The 13,872-nt window shown below is 41.2% G+C and carries 11 protein-coding genes and 1 riboswitch; of the genes, 1 reads left to right on the top strand and 10 read right to left on the bottom strand.

The annotated features are described in order from the left end of the window. Positions 1-14 precede the first annotated feature (14 nt). The 10 genes from BN1609_RS09970 to BN1609_RS09925 form a co-directional block, all read right to left on the bottom strand. Positions 15-1,784 carry a T7SS effector LXG polymorphic toxin gene (locus BN1609_RS09970; protein ID WP_088840818.1) on the bottom strand — a complete coding sequence of 590 codons (1,770 nt, stop codon included), beginning with the start codon at positions 1,782-1,784 and terminating at the stop codon, positions 15-17. Beyond that, the gene (locus BN1609_RS09965) at positions 1,768-2,064 is read right to left on the bottom strand and encodes a hypothetical protein (protein ID WP_088816160.1); all 297 of its coding nucleotides are present in this window, start codon (positions 2,062-2,064) and stop codon (positions 1,768-1,770) included. Before BN1609_RS09965 ends, BN1609_RS09970 begins: the two co-directional genes overlap by 17 nt. Before the next feature lie 18 nt (positions 2,065-2,082). Next, positions 2,083-2,499, bottom strand: coding sequence for a DUF5082 family protein (locus BN1609_RS09960; protein ID WP_088816159.1), 417 nt, complete (start codon positions 2,497-2,499; stop codon positions 2,083-2,085). Positions 2,500-2,513: 14 nt separating this feature from the next. Further along, complete coding sequence (locus tag BN1609_RS09955) at positions 2,514-2,864, bottom strand: DUF4176 domain-containing protein (RefSeq protein WP_088840817.1); 351 nt, start codon at positions 2,862-2,864, stop codon at positions 2,514-2,516. Positions 2,865-2,886: 22 nt separating this feature from the next. After that, positions 2,887-7,395: a type VII secretion protein EssC gene (gene essC / locus BN1609_RS09950; protein WP_088840816.1), complete on the bottom strand. Its 4,509-nt coding sequence runs from the start codon at positions 7,393-7,395 to the stop codon at positions 2,887-2,889. Continuing rightward, a complete protein-coding gene (gene essB / locus BN1609_RS09945) occupies positions 7,385-8,569 on the bottom strand; it encodes a type VII secretion protein EssB (protein ID WP_088810660.1) in 1,185 nt (394 codons plus the stop codon). Before essB ends, essC begins: the two co-directional genes overlap by 11 nt. A 17-nt stretch (positions 8,570-8,586) precedes the next feature. Beyond that, entirely contained in the window at positions 8,587-8,838 is a 252-nt protein-coding gene (locus BN1609_RS09940) for an EsaB/YukD family protein (protein ID WP_088810659.1), read from the bottom strand. Positions 8,839-8,849: 11 nt separating this feature from the next. Next, a complete protein-coding gene (gene essA, locus BN1609_RS09935; protein WP_088840815.1) occupies positions 8,850-9,344 on the bottom strand; it encodes a type VII secretion protein EssA in 495 nt (164 codons plus the stop codon). Continuing rightward, positions 9,331-12,543 (bottom strand): type VII secretion protein EsaA, encoded by a 3,213-nt coding sequence (esaA, locus tag BN1609_RS09930; protein ID WP_088840814.1) that lies wholly within the window; start codon positions 12,541-12,543, stop codon positions 9,331-9,333. The genes essA and esaA overlap by 14 nt, the downstream gene beginning before the upstream one ends. Before the next feature lie 170 nt (positions 12,544-12,713). Then, the gene (locus BN1609_RS09925; RefSeq protein WP_088810656.1) at positions 12,714-13,010 is read right to left on the bottom strand and encodes a WXG100 family type VII secretion target; all 297 of its coding nucleotides are present in this window, start codon (positions 13,008-13,010) and stop codon (positions 12,714-12,716) included. Positions 13,011-13,251: 241 nt separating this feature from the next. Here BN1609_RS09925 and rpiB point away from each other — a divergent pair, with 241 nt between their 5' ends. After that, complete coding sequence (gene rpiB / locus BN1609_RS09920; RefSeq protein ID WP_088810655.1) at positions 13,252-13,707, top strand: ribose 5-phosphate isomerase B; 456 nt, start codon at positions 13,252-13,254, stop codon at positions 13,705-13,707. A 54-nt stretch (positions 13,708-13,761) separates the two neighbouring features. Then, a riboswitch (SAM riboswitch) is annotated at positions 13,762-13,864 on the top strand. Positions 13,865-13,872: the final 8 nt, after the last annotated feature.

Raw genomic sequence — 13,872 nt, 5'->3', positions numbered from 1 at the left:
TACTCCTTTCATAGTTAAGGTAGATACACAGCATGTTTAACAACTGGTAATTGTCCTGCTTCTCTAGCTGGACTAAATATTAATTCCCAATTATCTATCATTATTTTAGTATCAAAATTTATTCCTGTGGAAGTGGCTTGTTCTACAGCGCCTTGGAAACTTCTTAACAATTGTTGTTCAGTAAGTTTTTGTCCATGGGATAGATTCCTAGTTGAATATTCTATCATGTGCTTGGTTCCGTTTGGATTTACCCACAATTTCCCTCCGTTAACGTTTATTTCAAAAGATTTAGGAATTGTAGTTCCTTCTCTTGGAGGTTGCGTGCCTTTAATATCATCCCAAACGGTACCCGTGGCCTCACCAGTTCGCTCACTAAATCTTGCAACATTGCTCAAATCCTCTGTAATTATTGTTCCAGCCTTAACTTGAAACGCACTCATATTACTTAATCCCTTATACGCACCCCAACCAGCTGTCAGTCCTGTCAACAGACTGCCTCCAATACCTATATTCCTAGCCGCATCTTCCCCAACAAACTGAGGTAGAAACTCATTCGCTGCCCAATTAGTCGCATATCCTGTTCCACCTGCTACCGCTCCTGTAATTGCTTCCTTACCTAGTTCCTTGGCTACTGCTTGTGCGACTAATTTCTTTGTTACAGCCGTTCCAGCTGTTTTCGCGGTGGTTTCCGCCGCTTTTAATCCGACACCAACTGGAATGCAAAGCCCTGCAGCTGTTGTAGCTACTGTTCCAAATATATCATACGCTTGCTGATTTCCCATAAATATTGTATCTCTTAGTGGGTTTATTGCCATTGAAAAACCGTCACCAGTCGCACCGTAGTATATATCTTGTCCAGCCTCGACTAAATTAGAAGCACCGTATGCCATAGATGCAGTCCCTGCAACTGCTGCCGTCACTACCAGCGGTGTTGCTGCTCCTGCTGTTAAAACAATCGCAGCACCACCTATCACAATGGCACCTACAGCAAATACTGCATTCCATATTCCTTTTTCTTTTCTTGCATCCGCTAATTCTTTTTCGTATGCCTTCCATCTCGCTTCCTCGCGACCACCGGCAGCCTTGATTTGACTTTGACTCGCTTCCATACCTGTCGCCGAAGCTTGAAGGGCAGCACCTAAATCTTGTGCCCCGTTAGCAGTTGCAATACTTCCAGCTTCATATTGTGTAACAACGTTTGAATTTTTCCCCTGATAATCTGCTATCAACAATTTTAAAGCTTGGAGCATATTTTTAAAATTTACTAAGTCCTCATTCTTGTGTTTTGTTTCATACTCACCCGTTTTAGTTCTTAGCTCGCCTACTCTCTTTGAGGCATCTTCATAACTTTGTAAAACATTTTGGGCGGAAATTTTAGTAGCTAATATATCATTTATTGTCCCTATCGTACTGTCTAAATTCACTTCCTCTACTTCAAAAGCACTTTTCGATGATTTAAAAAAGCTAATTAATTCGTCAAAAACTTTTTCGTCCAATTGAGCATGTAAATCGTTGTCAATTTCTTGAAAATAGCCATCTTTGTATAATAAGAAACGCACCTGATATTCTTGAATAATTTGCCCTATGCTGCCTAAAATATTTCCGTGCACTTCCGCTAAGTAAGTCTTCACGCTGTCAGCTGCCTGCCCCTTTAATTGGTTCATCGAGATGATTGGACTAATGGATTTTGAAATAGCTTCAAGTTGATCCGAATAAGCTTTACTAGTAGAATTAGTAAACGCGCCTACGGACATTATATCATCATACTTAATCTGATAAACCATTTTGTATCCCCCGTCCTAATGCATTGTCCGTCTCCACTAACGAATTTCCAATATCATGTATCGTTGACAAGTCTTTTTGTAGTAGTGTCTTATAACTTTCTAAAACAGATTGCATCTCCTTAAACTGGTCTACAAAATTATCTAACGCAATTGACTTGGACGTAATTTCTGGCATAGAACCTGCATCTGCAAGAAAATCTCCAGCATTTTTTTGAGCTGCTCCCACAAGAGCGAAGAAAATAATGGAGTTAATTTGAATCATTTCAAACCCCAAAATCATTCATCTCCTTTCACAAAATTAGTGATGCACTAATTTGTCTATTTCATTTCCCAAATTATTGATTTGGTTTCCTAACCACCCGATTAATCCACCTTTTTCATTCGCCTCATTTTCTAAACGTGTAATTTCGTCACATATCTCGTCATAGTAGTTATCGATTTTTTTATAGTACGTGTCGTAATCTGTCTTAAAGGTGCCCTCCATGAGATTTTTAAAGTCTGTTAATTTTTTACCTTGCCAAGTATCTGGTTGCTCGGATTTATCCTTTACCTTACTTTTTAAATCTTTTATTTCGGTTTGGACATTTGCGACTTCTTTCTTTGCCGTCCTCAAGCGCTCTAATTTTTCTTCAATCGAAGCTTTATCACTTACACATTGATTGAGTTCTGCTTGTTTGGCGGATTTTTGACTCTTTAAGGTTGCAGCATCAGTCATTTAAACTCCTCCTGTTACCCTAAGTTTAATTTATTGCTATTCGTTGTAGTATTTTTTTGAAGTTCAGCAGGGTTTCCTTTTGGTATATCTGCTTGCTCAATCCACATTCTCAAATTATCAAGCATCAATTCATTATCATCATCTGAAAATCCTTCTACTACAATCTTTTGTATATCTTCATTGTTGAAATAAATCAGGCTATCACCCATCATTCCTTCTGGATATAAGCAGGCTCCGTAATCAAAGTATTTAGCCTCATTCTCAATGAAAGTTGCTAATCCCCTGGCAATAACCATAATTTTCTTTGTGTTTCCTTTAACAATAACTATGCTCCCTAGCGGTAAAAATGTAGTGTTTTCATCCATCTCAAATATCTCCTCTCTAAACTCAAATCGGTGCTACTAGCTTGATACGTTCTGCTTGGCCTTGATTAATGTAATAGGCTTCATATGGCGGTAGCATTTGTTCTTTATAAGGTTTGTTCATAACTTCAAGCACATTTTGGTCGCTGATACGGCCGATTAGGATGCCCACTTTTTGTTTTTTGAAGACGCCGGAGATATCGTCGTAGGCGCGATAAAGTTGACCTGTGATGGCACCTGTAATGAAGTAGATGCCCATTCTGGAGCCATTCTCCACCAGTCTTTGAAGCGGCTTCTGCACATCAAGCGAGGTGTTTTCAGCAAGAAAAGTAGCGTCTGGCACAAGAACAACCACAGAGCTCATCTCTTCGACGAAAACGGAGAGTGGCGTGTTGCCGTTTGAATTTGCTTGTGTTTCCCGCCAAGCGTTTTCACGGTTATCAAGTAGCCCTGTTAGTTGCGTGACAGTTTCTGTGATGCTCGCTTCGTCACCTGCGAATAAATTGACGGTCTGACTGTATGGTTGGAAACGCGAATTGGCATTGTCAAAGAGTGCAATTTCAATTTTCGTATTACGCGTTGCGATTTCAGTAAGCGACAGCATTGTGCGCTCGATGACGTCGTTCATGTCAGAAAGCACAAGCGTATTGCCGTTTTTATTTAGTGCTAGATCAATTGGTAGCACATCTTCGAAATCAACTGCAAATGGAAGTTTGCCATCTGCAAGCATGTCCGTTACAAGCGGCTTCGCCAGGTAGTCGGCAATTGGTAAGACGTCTGGCACCATTGGAATTGGATCCGGTAAAGCACCTTTCCAGGCCTCGCTCATTTGTTTGCTTTCTTTTTGAATATTTTCGATGACAACTAAAGTGTCTTCCCCGATGACCGGTAGCGCGGTTTGGAATGACGTTGGATTTTCTAGTTTAACAAGCCCACGTCCTGGAAGTTCTTCGACTGTCAAATCTGTTTTTCCAACAATGTTGCGCGGTTCAGTTGGATCAATCATGTATAGCGAAATTTGCGTTTTAATATTGGCGAGCACTTGAATTCGGATAGCGTTTAGGCGGACAGCACTAATCGCGAGGTGAATGCCGACACCGGCACCTTCACGGGCTACTTGCGCAATAATTTTTTCAAAGTCGTCTTTAAATGGCGATTCTGAAACCGAATCAAACGCGTCAATGACAAGCAAGATAGTTGGCACTTCTGTTCCACTTGCCTTCTCATACATCGCGATACTGGCAACGCCGTACTCACTTAACTTCTGCTTCCGCTCTTTGAGTTCACGCGTGATGCGCCGAATAAGTTTGTGCATTTTAATTTCTTCGTCAACCATGATAGTGTCTGCCACATGTGGCAAGTCTTTAAGCGGTAAAAGGCCGTTTGTTCCTAAATCGAGTAGGTAAACATGGAGTCGTTCTGGGCTGTGTTCGCGCGCAACTGCCATTGTGAGTGTTTGTAGGAATGTTGATTTCCCGAAACCTGGACTGGAGAACACAGCAACATGACCGTCTTTCGCGAGGTCAATGGAAAGTGGTTCTTGTGCCTGCATTTCCGGAATATCTAGGAAGCCGATTGTCGCTTGTAGTGGTCGTTTTTCGCCTGTCCACGCTACGTCAAAGTCAACCGGATGTAGCTCTGGCAAGAAAATCTCTGCTTCAAGCGGTGGCAACCAAGGTCTTGGTAGTGGTGCAATTTGTTCTGCTTCTGTGTATTCGTGAATGTGGTCAATGACAGCATCGAGTTCGGACGGTAGTTTTGTTAAGTCTTCTTTTTTGTCAAGACCGCTCAAATCTTCCGTTAAAATTTCGTATTGGCCGAGGTCATTAATCGCGTAGACCGTTGTATCCAAGTAGTCCTCGTCTTCCTTGTCGGGCACGTAATCCGCGCCGCTCCATGCACTTTGGAAAAGTTCGTAAATTTCGTTATTACCCACTTGGAGGTAACTACGTCCAGGTAGGGTGATATCGGCCGCATCTGGTGTTTTCAAGATCTCGTTTGAATCGCTCGCATTTTGAACCTTCAGCGCGAGTTTAAATTTCGAGTTTGACCAGATTTGGTCGTCGACAACACCGCTCGGTTTTTGCGTTGCCAAGATTAAGTGAATGCCGAGTGAACGTCCAATACGCGCAGTCGAGACAAGCTCTTTCATGAATTCAGGTTGTTCTGATTTCAATTCCGCAAACTCATCTGAAATGAGGAATAAATGCGGCATTGGCTCACTCGCCTCACCTTTTTTATACAGCTTTTGGTATTGATTGATATGGTTCACATCATGTTCGCCAAATAAGCGTTGTCGTTTTTGTAACTCCGCTTTAATTGAAGCTAGTGCCCGCATGGACTGAGCCCCGTCTAAGTTTGTAATCGTTCCAAGCAAATGTGGCATATTTTTAAATAAGTTCGCCATCCCGCCGCCTTTATAGTCAATAAGTAAGAAAGCAACTTCATACGGATGGAAGTTGACAGCAAGCGAAATGATGTACGACTGAATGATTTCCGATTTACCGGAACCTGTTGTCCCGGCCACTAAGCCGTGCGGTCCGTGCGCTTTCTCATGCAAGTTCAAGTTAACAATATCGTCTTTTCCGCGAAGCCCAAGTGGCACCGCCAAACTTTTATATGTTTCATTTTGTTGCCAGCGAGTAGCGATGTTTAACTCTTCAACGCGCGTCACGCCGTACATTTCGAGGAATGTGACGGACTCTGGGATTGAATTCTTCAGATTTTGCAAATGATTCAGGGGTGCGAGCGCACGGGAGATGGATTCCTTGTCAAAATCGTGTGGCAAGTGGTCTGGAACGAAGGCGCGATTTACGAGCTCACCTTTTTCCAAAATAACGTTCCCGCTGTTGTAATCGCGAATATCGACAACCGTTTTCACGTGTTCAGGTAGGCTCTGCATCACATCTTGCACGAATACGAGCGATACGCCAAGTTCGGCTGGATCTTCGTTAAAGAATTCCATCACGGTATGGTCTAAAACTAGTTTTTCGTCAGTAATTAGAACCACGTAATGTGGGGCAAAGTACATTTTTTCGTTCTTATTTGGACGCTCAGTAAGCGCTTGTTTTCGTTCTTTTAAAATTTGGTACAGCGAATTAAGCACTTGATCGCGCGAGCGTTCGTGATACACAAAGCCGCGGACGTTGACATCACGCACATTCGCATGTGGCAGCCAGCGCATCCAGTCCCATTCGCTCTTTTCTTCTTCTGGGAAAATCGTGACAAATTGCAAATCGAAGTAGCTGTGGAAAAGTGCTGTTTGCATCACGAGCATTTGCAATTGCTCCAGCACAAGACGACGCGGGCCAATGTAGCCGACTGGGCCATTCATTAGGTCGGTTGCAATCGGAATATTTTTCACTTCATAGTACTGCGCCTTCAAGTTTGTGGCAGCTTCTAGCAGCTCATCTTTTTCTTGCGTGAATTCCTCTTCTTTGTAATCCACCGAAAAACTAATCGGCTCCGTTCCCGTCCCCACACGAAATGTCAGGAAATCATGGTGAAGCATCGTTTTCTCATAAATCCGTGAATCCACACTAACCGCCATGTCGCGGATTTCCTCAATGCTCGGATAATGATACAGCAGCGCGTGACGTTGTTCTTCGCTCGCACTGTGAAGTTCTTTCGTTTTTCTCTTTAGGTATAAATCGTAGCTTTCCTCGCGTTCCTTCGTTCCGACCTTATATTCCTTACGATTTTTGACATAGGCTACTGTAGACATGATAACCGTCATACCAGTCATCGCAAGCGTCATGAAAATGTAAATCCCTCTAGGTTGGAAAATCGAAATTAAAACGGTGATGGCAATCATCACGAGCGGCGGCAAAATGATTTTCAAAAGGCCGTCAGTTGGTTTTGCTGGTTTGTTTGCTGGTTTCGCCAGTGTAAATTTATCTTCCGGCGCACGGTAAATAATGCGCGGCGACCGGTGGTAATCTGGATAGTCCACACTGTACGCATTGTCAGCAGCAACTAAGGAGCCCAATTTTGCCTGCACCCGATTATCGCGCCCTAAAACCGTAATGTCATCTTGACCAACTGTAATCGTCACACCGTCAACATAAAGCTGGTCACCAACTTGAAGCGACACTTTCCCAGTTACGCGTTCCAAATTGTGGTACACTTCACCCGCAGAAACTTGGACAGAAAACGCCTCTTCTGTGCTGTCACGCAGGAAAACAAAATCGGCTTTTGTGCCTGCAATGGCAACATCTTGGAAGTCTCCCGCGCCAAATGTCACAACAAATAAGCCTGCCACATCATAGGACCGCGGCACCATGTTTTCCGTCACGTAAAGTGACAGCTTTTCTTCTTCTTCCGTGTGGAAATCTTGCTTTTCATCCAAAGCAAGCGCCGTACTTCCAGCGAACCAAGTTTCATTTTCGAATTTGATATCTAAATTTTCCACGAGTCCCGGGTAAAAAATGTTCGCATCCTTCGAACTCCCGATTTGAATCACTTTGTCGCGATTTAAATGCTGTTTATGAATTTCTCTCCCGTTGCTAACAATAAGTAAAGTTTTATCCTTCATCTGTTTGTTCTCCCTTATCTGAGCCTTCTAGTTTTTCCATGTATTTCTTCAGTTCCGCTTCAATTTCCGCTTGTTTCTTCACTGATTCATCCCCAGAAAGCGTCTTATCCGCGCGAACTTCTTCCAATTGTTTCGTAAGCGCATAAGTAATCAGCACATCGTCCTGTAATCGTTGTCCCGCATCAAGCGACTCATCAAAGTCCCCGCGCCCGTTATAAATCCAATATAATAGTGCCTGCTCGTCAGACTTCAAACTTAAATTCTTCATGATATTTTCTTTTTTCTTATCGTCCAATTTTTCACCTTGCAAGTACGAATACGACAAAATGTATTTAGAGGCTTGTGGCAATTTCTCTGGATCTTCATTTTCCAAATCCGCAATCACCTTCGAATAGTCCGTTTTCAAGAAATCTTCATTCGCCGTAAGCAACTCGTTCTGATAGGGCACTTTCATAAACGCCAAGTAAATGAGCGGCGCAGCAAGCAACACAGCCGCAATAATAAACCCAACCGCAAGACCTTTATACGTTCTAAACGTCTTTTTAGGGACGAGCGCCATCTTCTTGCCAGAACTTTCCTTCTCCTTCTGAAACGCCTCATCTAAAATGCCCACTAATTCCGCGGTCGTTTTTGCATCTACAATCGCCTTCAAAAAGGCCGTTCCGCGTGCATTTTGAACAGATCCCGCATATAAATTGTCAAAGTCATATTTTTTCTGGAACATCGCCACAATAAGCGATTGATACTGTTTGAAAAATGTTTCGCGCGTTAAATCGTAAGGCTCCAAAATCCCTTTTAATCCCCGATGAACGATTTTGGGCATTAAGTTTTCGTCAAAAATAATATTGCTCGGGTGAAGGAAAAAAGTGAAGCGCGTGCCAATTAGCGCCTCAAGTTCCGCCACGTTTCGCAGCGCGCGCAAGCTATCTTTTCGTTCAAAATTTTTCAGCTCGTCAAAACTGTACGTTTCCTTTGCAATCGTATAATTAAATGTATATGTATCATTCGCATGTTCCATCTCTACTGGAACAAAATACGAGGAAGGCTTTGCCAAAATTTCCAGCTCTGCATCGTCTTTAATGCGCGTCCGCGACTCAGTAAAGCTAACAGACCACACTGTATCCTCATAGTTGTATTCGTAAGAAACTCCGCCAATCTCAATCTTGTTTTTCATTATCTCTACTCCCTCATTTATAAAATTTCTAAAATGTCCCCGTCAGTAATTGGGTAATCTGTCAATTTGTCATCGTCACTTAATAAAATGCCTTTATTCGTTGCCTTTAGTGAATATTTCGTATCATTCGCACCCTCAAATTTAAGCGTCTCCGCCAAATTTAAAATCAGCGCTTTAATCGGCTGATGAATGGGGATGCGCAAATCCTTTTGCGTGGCACCCCACTTTGTGAAATCAACTGTAACGTTTAGATGTGTTTGTTTCGCCAATGTTCTTCCTCCTATTCCATCACGTGCCGGCTAGCAAAATAAATGCCGCCCGCAAGCGCTAAAACGATTCCGCCAATACTGGCGATCATCGAGTTTGAAGTTTTATCTTCTTTCGTGTCTTCCACTACTTCCTCATCAGCCTTTAAAGCATAGTTTCCCTCAAAAAGTTTCTTTTGCGTGTCTTTTGCTGTTTGATTTGTCACTTCTTTACCTGTAAATAAACTATCTTGCAACTCTTTATATTTCTCTTTTTGCTCCTTTTCTTGCTGCTCTATTTTCTTATCCAGCTCATCTGTGAAAAGTGGTAAGCCGAGTTCATCAAGCATTGTTTTTTCTTGCTCGGTTGTTTGCGTTTTTTCTTCCTCGGATTTTTGAAGACGGTCCGCTTTCATTTCCATTTTGCCGTCATTTTCCAAATAACCATTCTCCGCAAAAACCGTTGCGCCACTAACAGACACAAACATTAATAGCAAAAGAGAAAAAATGACGCTTTTACATATCTTCATGAGCAACTTCCTCACTTTCCGGAGTTGTTTTTCGAACAACAAATAAGTTAAGTACAACAAAAACTGCCGCTGCGCCAATAAAAATGTACATTAGCACTAAAAAGTTGTTTTCTCCGTTCAAAATACGATTTAACAGCAATTCTATATACTGGAGCGGCGAATACTTTTGTAGCGTCCCAAAAAGAGAAGTACGGTCAACATTTAACCCCACTGCATCTGTTAGGAAAAGGTAGGTGCCGACTAGGAATAAAATGATAAACATGCCGAGCATTTGCAGTTGGCGCAGTAAATAGGTGAATCCCATAACCAACACGAGCATCAAAATGATACAAATCCCGATCCAAAGGAACAGCCCAATTTGCTGAGCATCAAAAATATTTCCAGAAATCACGCCAATAATAAGACCTTCTACGATGGCCACACAAGCCGTCAGGAACGTAACTGGTAAGTTTTTCGATGCAATCGAAAGTTCCTCGCTAAACGCATCACGCTGCATTCGTTTTTTCTCCTGACTAGAAATCACATGACTTGTGAAAAGCGCGATGAGCGTCATGATAAGCACCATATAATACGGCGTCGCCTTATCGCCAGCCGCAATTGTTTTACCATTTACTTTTTCAACTGGACTACTCAAGAAATTATATAAGCTTTCATTTTGCCGATCTCCCACACGACTATTCGACATTACATCCGAAAAATTATCAGAAAATGTTTCATCAGCCGTGAGCTTCTTCGCCAAGTCTTTCGATAATGTGCCCGCATCTGAAATTAAATCTTCACCGCTTGACTTAATATTTTTTGCTTCTTGATCAAGTGAGTCAAACGTTTTATACACGCCGTCTGCTGACTCCAAATTACTGCTAGTTGCCTCTGCCAAACTCTGGCTTCGCGTAAGAAGACCACTAAAGTCACCATTTATCGACGTAATTGCAGAGTTAGCATCTGAACCATTCGACATAATGACTTGATTTTCTTCTAACAGTGCCTGACTCGTCTCTTGCCAAGTCGCCATTTCTTCTAACATTTTGGTTAAATTTTCATTTTGAGATGCCGCTTCTGAACTTGTATGCACTAATCGTTCTGCCACATCTTTTGAACGCGTTTCAACTTCGGCCATCGTTTCTTTGTACGCAGCAATTTGCGCCTCAAAACTTGCTAAACTTTCTTTATAAGCCTTTGTAACATTCCCAGATGCCATTGCGGCAATACTGTCCAGCAAATTATCGCGATTAAAAATCGCATAGTAAGAATCATCCGTAGCTTGTTCAGCTAGTGACTTCCCATCTAAATTAAAACCCACATCCAGCGGGTCTAAACCATAATAAACTTGGAATAAAGTCGCTGTATGGTCATAAGACTGTGAAATCTTTTGGAATTCTTTAAACATCTTTGTAACATCTTCAGTTAAATCTTCTTCTGTGTAATAAGAACTCTGTTCGTTCATTTTAATCGGTGTAACCTTTTGAATGAATGTTTTATTTAGCGTGAGTCCACTATCAGTAACAGCAACATTTTGATCTGTGTACTGGATCGCCATCATGCTCACATCAAATGTACCAAACATTCGGAATCCCTCTGGTACAGGCGTTTTTAGAAATGCTGTAAAAGTGACTTCATAATCTCCAGCCTCATCCTCTTGAGAAAAAGTAAGCGTCGTTTCATCGTCTTTTAAGTCAAGTTTTTTTCTATAAGAAACTTCTTGTCTTACCCCATCAACAATCTTAAATACCTGTATATTATCTAAACGAAAAGTGTCTTCATGATTGATTTTAATTTCTGTATTTTTTGTCGTTGCTGGTAACGAGAAAGTTTGCGAACTAACCGGTATACCTTCCGTCGCTAGCCTTTGCTGAATCGCTCTATATGTATCTTCCACTGGTTTAGTAATCGTTAAATCAGTGACTGTCTGATTCAACTCCGTGTCCGAAAAATCATCAGCATTTTCCGACATAAATTTCGCCGCTAATGCTTTTATATTATTGTACTCATCCGTATCAATCCCAAGAATCGCAGCATCTTCTGGAGTGAAATATTGCAACCCTTTAATTTCTTCTTCTAGCTTACTCTTAAAGCGATTATTAATGTCATTACGTAGCTCTTGAATGGTATAGTTTTTGCTTTCGCCACCTGCTGAACCAGATAAAATTTGCGCAAGCTCCTTCTGTATATCTTCTTGAATATCCGCTTGAATCGTCGTGTTAAGCTGATTATCCAAATCAGTAATCCGACTGTTGACATCTTGTATATAGTTTTGCAGAGCTTGCGTTTGTGACATTAACGAATTAGAATCTTGCATGGTTTGAAGTTCCGCATATAAAACGGCATTTGCTTGTTCTAGCGCTGCAAGTTGCCCTTGCACAGAATCCGCCGAAATACTAGCAGAATATTTTTGCAAGTTATCCGTAAAAGTAGTTCCAAACGGTGCATTTTTTTCCTGCATCGCAACCAAACTATTCAAAGACTCTTGGTATGCCGCATTTTCTTTACTTGCGTCTGCAAGAGAAGATTCCTGATTTTTTAATAATTCTTCAAAACCAGAAAAACTTTCCTTCGAAGAACCTGTATAACTTTGAACCGTTCCAAACTGATCTGTATAGTTGGAAAGCGGGTCTTTCACCGCGCTATCATAGCGCGAAGTATGTTTCTTTTCTTTCGCAACGAGCGTACTAATATTATCTTGCGCTTCTTGTAAGTTTGTCAGTATACTAGCAAAATAAACGTCGATAACCCGCTGATTAATATCCGCCACCAAATTGGATGCCGTCTTTTCTGCCTCTACTTTTAAATCATTATTACCCACATCATTAATTTTGTAATTTACTTGAATTTTTTCTGGCGACGTAGAAGTAAGCGATAAAGCTTTTTCAGAAAAATTATCCGGAATGATAATCATTAAATTGTACACATCTCGTTTTAAGCCGCTTTCTGCCACGCCCCGACTTACCGTCGCCCAGTCATGTGTTGTATCTTTTAAAACACTCGTTTGAATATCATCTCCGAATGTATATTTCTTACCCGAAAGCATCGCGCCTTGGTCCTCATTAACGAAGGCAATACTCATTTTATGTGTGTCTTTTTTATCCGGAGTAGTCTTTTCTTTACTTAAATTTTGACTAAGCCCCAGATAGGAAATTCCTGCCGTAAGCAAAACAGCCAAAACTAAAAATAGTAAAATGTTCCATTTTACTTTCCGCTTCATAATGTTTAATTCACTCCCGCTGTTATTTTTATATCTATAATGTCGTTCATTGTATTCAATTTAATGTCAGATTGTATATTTTTCAGAAAAAGCTGTGTAACAAATGCTACACAGCTTTTCTTACGTAGCAGAATATGTACTACTAAGCTACACAAATAGAAATTTGGAAATCAATTGAATCCAAAGTTTTGAGACAATTGTTGGTCTTGTTCTTCGACAGCTTGTGCTGTACGTTGTAATTGGTTTTCAATTTGGTCCATTAAGTTTGCAAATTCTGTTACTTTTGGACGCAATTGGTTGAATTGGTCATCAAAGCGTTGGAATGCTTGACCTTCCCATTCACTACGTAAAGTTTCTTGAAGCCCAGATAAACGTTGTAACAATTGTTCGATTTCGCGACCACTTTGGCCATATGTTTTAGCACGATCACGAAGTTCTGCAGGGGTCATTCTAATTTGTCCTGACATATTTCTTCATCTCCTCTTATGTTTTTATGGATATAAACCCACTGTATAATTATACCATATATACTCATCGTATTTGTGACAATAAATTGAACATTTCATACTTTATTTAATTCGAATTGAAACCTTTTATCAATTGTTATCCAGACTGGCTTATGACGACTTTTCTACTTTTAAAACTTCCATTTTATAAATTATTTTTTACGTGTATAATGTAGATAAATAACCTTTAGGAGGAATCTAAATGAACATCTCAAAAGTGGCCATCGCTTCCGATCATGGCGGTATAGCACTTCGAAAGAATATCATTGCCTTTTTAAAAGAACAGAAAATCGATTTTGAAGAATTTGGCCCAGAAACTAAAGAATCTGTAGACTACCCAAATTTGGCATTCACTGTTTCTGAAAAAGTCGCTACCGGAGCAGTTGAACGCGGCATTTTAGTTTGCGGGACTGGCGTCGGTATGAGCATTGCCGCAAATAAAGTACACGGCATTCGCTGTGCGCTCGTTTCGGATACTTTTACGGCGCATGCTACACGAGAACATAATGATTCCAACGTCCTTGCACTAGGTGCCCGTGTTATCGGCCCGGGACTTGCACTCGATATCGTGAAACTTTGGCTCGAAACGGACTATGAAGGCGGGCGCCACGCAAATCGCCTTAGTCAAATTGAACAATTCGAAAACACTCAAAGTTGATTTTTCCCCAAAAAGATGGTTTAATGTTTATAAATCAAATGAAAATACTCGGAATTCTTATCAAGAGAGATGGAGGGACTTGGCCCGTTGAAATCTCAGCAACAGACCTACGGGCACTGTGCTAAATCCAGCAGGCGCAAAGCTTGGCAGATGAGAAGAGTTTGT

Source organism: Listeria sp. ILCC797 (genome assembly GCF_900186185.1).
Lineage (GTDB): Bacteria > Bacillota > Bacilli > Lactobacillales > Listeriaceae > Listeria > Listeria goaensis.
Note: the sequence above shows the minus strand (reverse complement) of the source record. Positions and strands in the feature narration are given on the sequence as shown.